Source organism: Mycobacterium sp. E735 (assembly GCF_001666955.1).
In the GTDB taxonomy this organism is placed as follows: Bacteria; Actinomycetota; Actinomycetes; order Mycobacteriales; family Mycobacteriaceae; genus Mycobacterium.
In genome coordinates this window covers 1-4,978 of the sequence record NZ_LZIX01000239.1, presented here as the reverse complement: position 1 = coordinate 4,978, position 4,978 = coordinate 1, and the positions used below count along the sequence as shown (strand labels likewise).

Annotated in this window: 5 protein-coding genes and 1 pseudogene; 1 reads left to right on the top strand and 5 read right to left on the bottom strand. The window is 67.5% G+C overall.

Annotated elements, in window-relative coordinates:
- Positions 1 to 765: carboxylesterase family protein (locus A5704_RS19385; RefSeq protein ID WP_156737711.1), on the top strand; the 765-nt coding region annotated here is incomplete at its 5' end.
- Positions 766 to 774: 9 nt separating this feature from the next.
- Here the strand turns inward: A5704_RS19385 and A5704_RS19380 are convergent.
- From A5704_RS19380 to A5704_RS28870, 5 genes and pseudogenes are all read right to left on the bottom strand, one after another.
- A complete protein-coding gene (locus A5704_RS19380) occupies positions 775 to 1,920 on the bottom strand; it encodes an AI-2E family transporter (protein WP_067890540.1) in 1,146 nt (381 codons plus the stop codon).
- An 85-nt stretch (positions 1,921 to 2,005) separates the two neighbouring features.
- Entirely contained in the window at positions 2,006 to 3,124 is a 1,119-nt protein-coding gene (locus A5704_RS19375; protein ID WP_067779865.1) for an NAD-dependent epimerase/dehydratase family protein, read from the bottom strand.
- Positions 3,125 to 3,186: 62 nt separating this feature from the next.
- Complete coding sequence (locus tag A5704_RS19370) at positions 3,187 to 3,423, bottom strand: exodeoxyribonuclease VII small subunit (protein ID WP_067779862.1); 237 nt, start codon at positions 3,421 to 3,423, stop codon at positions 3,187 to 3,189.
- On the bottom strand, positions 3,413 to 4,663 hold the full coding sequence (xseA, locus tag A5704_RS19365; protein WP_067890539.1) for an exodeoxyribonuclease VII large subunit: 1,251 nt from the start codon (positions 4,661 to 4,663) through the stop codon (positions 3,413 to 3,415). Before xseA ends, A5704_RS19370 begins: the two co-directional genes overlap by 11 nt.
- Positions 4,660 to 4,978, bottom strand: a pseudogene (locus tag A5704_RS28870) (hypothetical protein); the annotation flags it as partial. The pseudogene A5704_RS28870 and the gene xseA, both read right to left, overlap by 4 nt.

Sequence of the window (4,978 nt, the reverse complement as noted above, 5' to 3'; positions counted from 1 at the left end):
GTGCTGCTTGCCGCATCCCAAGAGGTCTTCGACGAAGTGCCGGTGCGCAATCCCGGCCTCCTTGCGTTCGTCCCGATCATCGACGGCGACCTGCTGGACGACTACCCGGTCAAGCGCGTGCAGGAGGGCCGCTCGCTTCCGGTCCCCCTGATCATCGGGACGAACAAGCACGAGGCGGCGCTCTTCCGATTGATGCGTTCGCGGCTGATGCCGATCACGCCTCGCGCGATCACGTCGATGTTCGACCAGATCGCGGCCGAACAACCGGACCTGCAATTGCCGACCGACGAGCAGATCGGACTGACCTATTCCCGGCTGCGGCGCAGGGCAAGGAGTTTGAGCATCGCGACAGATGTCGGGTTCCGGATGCCGTCGGTCTGGCTGGCCGAGGGGCACAGCAAGGTGGCACCGGTCTACCTGTACCGATTCGATTATGCGACCCCGCTACTGAAGCTGCTGTTGGTCAATGCCGCCCACGCCACCGAATTGCCCTACGTCTGGGGCAATCTCGGGGCGCCGAAGGATCCCACCCTGAAGCTGGGCGGCAGCAAGACCGCCAAGGCGGTCTCCAGGCGAATGCGGACCCGGTGGATCAACTTCGCCGCGCGGTCGACGCCCGCGGGCCCGGGCGGCGAGCCGGAGTGGAGGCCCTACCGGGAGGCGGACCGCGCCTGCCTCATCATCGACGCGAGCGACACCGTCGCGCACGACGTCGATGGGAAGATCCGCGCCGCGTGGGGCAGCCAGATGGTGGGGTTCCGCTAACTGCCGGCGTCAGTCCGCGCCGGGCTGCGCCGCGCCCGACTTCGCCTGCCGGCGAAACCAATTGCGGCGGGCGGGCGGCGGCTCGGGAGTGTCCGGTTCGGTGCCCTTGAACACCATCAGATACACCTCGATGGTCGTGACGATGAGGATCATCAGCACGGGCCCGATGACGATGCCCCAGGGGCCGAACATCGCTATGCCCGAGAACACCGACAGCAGCATCAGCGCCGGGTTCAGCCGGGCATCACGCGGAACGAGAATCGGCCGCAGGAAGTTGTCGATGTTGGTGACCACGACGAGGTGCCAGAGCACGACAAACGCGCCGCCGGCGATGTTGCCGAAGAAGATCATTCCGATGCCGAAGGGGATGGTCACGATCCCGCCGCCCAATGGGATGATCGACAACGCGGTGAGCAGGACCGCGAAGATGAAGAATCCGTGGTGAAAGCCGGCGACATAGATGGACGCGGCGCCCGCGACGCCTTGGCACAGTGCTATCACGAACTGGCCGCTGACGGTGCCGCGCACCATTGCTCCGGCTTTGGCCAGGTACAGATCAGTGACCTCGTCGCCGAGGGGGTTGAGTTCGGCGATCAATCTCCGCACCCGCTCGCGGTGCACCAGCAGCGCGACGAAGACATACAGGAAGATGATGGCCGACGTGACCGCGCCTGCGATACCACCGACGGCGCCCTGCAGGAAGTGCAGCGCCCATTCACCGACATTTCGGCCCACCGTGACCATCGCCTTGCGCAGGGTTTCCGTCGTTATCGTCATGTGCGCGAAGGGAACCCGGGACAGCAGCTCGTTCACCGCCCGCAGTGTGCGGTCGCCAAGCGCGCTGAGGTCCGTCGACTTGACCCAATCGGTGATGCTGTCGATCATGCGGGAGATCTGAACGATCGCCAGGAGCACCAGGAGCGTGATCGGCACGACGACGGCCACGAGCGCGCACAACAGGGTGCTGGTCGCCGCCAACCCGGTGCCCAGCCGCCTGCTGAACCAGTTGAACAGCGGTGTGAAGAGGTAGGCCCCTACCGCGGCCACGACGATCAGCACGAAGTAGTCGCGCAGGAAGTACGCACCGAACAGCAGGGCGATCGCGGTCAGGATCGCCAGGGCGCGCTTTTGGTTGAGCGTGAATTCGGTATTCATGCCACCGGGCCGCCCTCCGCGTCGTCGCCGCTGAGGGAACTTTAGCCCCGGCGCGGTGGTTTCGTCAGCGTCCGCGCAAGCGAACTCACTGCCCCCCGCCGACCGCCGGCTTCGGGGACCCAACGTCCGCTTGGCTTTTCATGCGCTGGAACATGTCGACGTAGTACGGGAGGCATTGCGACATCGCCTGTTCGGTGGTGAACAGGGGTTCATAGCCGAGGTCACGGCGCGCCTTGGCGATCGAGAAGTAGTTGTCCAGATAAAGCCGCTCGACGGCCAGCGGCTCGAGCAGCGGCGCCGGGATGCCGAAGCGGAAATGCAGCCGCTGCCAACCGGTCATCGCCACGCGCACCATCGGGCCGTTCACCCGCACGCGGGGCCAATTGGCGCCGCACGCCTCGACCACCGGCCGGGCGAACTCGAACATGTTGATCGGTTCGCCGTCGTTGATGAAATACGCCTGACCCGGTGCCGTGCCGCCGGGGACCAGGTGCTGGGCGGCCAGGATGAAACCGTGAATCAGGTTGTGCACGTAAGAGTTATCCAGGCGGGCCGATTTGCGGCCGATAAGCACCTTGACGTGGCCGGCGATCACGCTTTCGAAAAGTTTGCGGAACATCGTCTGGTCGCCGCGCCCCCAGATCCCGCTGGGGCGAATCGCACACGTGAGCATGCCGCCAATGTCGTTCTGCGACAGCACGAACCGCTCCGCGACCACCTTCGTCTCGGTGTAGAGGTCGTTGAACCGGGTGGTGTAGGGCAGCGTCTCGTCGCCGCCGGGAATGTTCTGGCCGCCCATCACGACGCTGTTGGACGACGTGTAGACGAATCGCTTCACGCCCGCCGCCTGTCCGGCGTGCACCAGGTTCTCGGTGCCTCCGACGTTCACGGCGAAGCTGCGCTGCCGGTACGCGTCGGTCACCGACGCGCCGCCCATCAGCTCGATGATGGCCGCGGTGTGAAAGACGGTGTCGATACCGTCCACCGCCTGGGCGCAGACGGCGGTGTCGGTGATGTCGCCCTCGAGCACCTCCAGTTGCGGGTGCTCCGGAAGCGGCGACGGCGCGCGGTCGAACGAACGCACCCGGTATCCGCGGTCCAGGAGGGTGGTGACCAGGTTGGCGCCGACGAAGCCGGAGCCGCCGGTTACCAGGACGCGGCCGAGTTCGGTGGTCAGTGTCGGATCAGCCATGGCCCGAAGCATAACTGAAACGTGTTCCAATTTCGAACAAGATCATCGTCTCGGCTTCCCTAGAGTGGCCCAATTCAGGCGTCTTCCGCCTGGCCGGCCGCCAGTGCATCCTCGATGCGCTTGCGAGCCCCAGCTAAATGCTCTTCGCAACGCTTCGCCAGCTCTTCGCCTCTTTCCCACAACTTCAGCGATGCATCCAGGTCCAGGCCGCCCTGCTCCAGGAGGCGCACGACCTCGATCAGTTCATCCCGGCACGCCTCGTAGCCGAGTTGACTAATAGGTGTAATTGAATGCTCCTCTTCAGCGGCCATCGGTCTGCCCTTCGCTCACCGCGGCGATCGCGCCGTCGGCAACCCGCACCCGCAGCCGGCTGCCCGCCGGCGCGCCGGAGACCGACCGCAGCACCACCGGGGGCCCGGAGTCGGGGACCGCCTGCACCACCGCGTAGCCGCGGGCCAGCGTGGCCGCGGGGCCCAGGGTCGCCAGCCGCGCGCTGAGGTGGCCGACGCGCTCCGTCTCGGCGGCGGCCAGCCGGGTGACGTCGCGGCGTATCGCCGACCGGGCGCGGTGGATCTCCTCGGCGCGTGCCGTCAGTGCCGTCAGCGGTTCGGCGAGCACCGGCCGGCTGCGGATCTGGGCGAGCGCGCGTTGTTCGCGAGACACCCAGCTGCGCAGCGCCTGCGCGCTGCGCCGGCGCAAGTCGTCGATCAGCCGGAGCTCGGCGGCGGTGTCGGGAACCACCTTCTTGGCCGCGTCGGTGGGGGTGGCCGCACGCAGGTCGGCGACCAGGTCGCACAGCGGGTTGTCGGGTTCGTGGCCGACGGCGCTGATCACCGGGGTGCGGCACGCCGCGATCGCGCGGCACAGCGTCTCGTCCGAGAACGGCAGCAGGTCCTCCACGCTGCCACCGCCGCGGGCGACCACGATGACGTCGACCTCGCTGTGGCGGTCGAGTTCGTACAGCGCCTCGACGATCTGCGCCACCGCGTTGGGGCCCTGCACCGCGGTGTTGCGCACCGCGAACCGGACGCCGGGCCAGCGTCCGGTGGCCACCGTCGTCACGTCGCGCTCGGCGGCGCTAGCCCGCCCGGTGATGAGGCCGATCATGTTGGGCAGGAAGGGGATTGGCCGCTTGAGCCGGGGATCGAAGAGCCCTTCGGCGTCCAACAGCCGACGCAGCCGATCGATGCGCGCCAGCAGCTCGCCGACGCCGACGGCGCGAATCTCGCTGAGCCGCAACGAGAATGTGCCGCGACCGGTGTAGAAGGAGGGCTTGCCGCAGACCACCACCTGCGTGCCCTCGGCCAGCTTTACCGGTGCGTTGGCCACCAGGTCGCGCGAACAGGTCACGGTCAGCGACATGTCGGCGGCCGGGTCACGCAACACCATGAACACCGTCTTGGAGTCGGCCCGGGCGCTGATCTGGGCGAGTTGGCCCTCGACCCATACCGTGCCGAGCTTGTCGATCCAGCCCGCGACGCGAATGGCCACCGCGCGCACCGGAAACGGGTTCTCGGCGGAGTTCGGTTCGGACTGTGCGGCCGGGGTCACTTCGCGTTCGCGCGGGTGATCCTGTTGGCCAGCAGCGTCTGAAAAGGCGCGCGGGCCTTCGTGGCCTGCTCGTAGGCCAGCAGGGCTTCGAGTTCGTCGACGCTCAGGGACTGCAGGCGGGCCCGCAGCTGCGCCAGCGTCAGGGTCGCGTAGTCCAGCTCGGCGACGACCGACGGTTGCGGAACCGACGGCGCGTCCGAGGATTTCCTGCCCTGTTTCAAGGGCGCGGCATCGGACGCGGCGTCGGCGAGCGAGTACAGCGCGAACCGTCCCTCGGTGCGGCGATCGCCGTCGGCGACACCGCCCTCGGCCGGG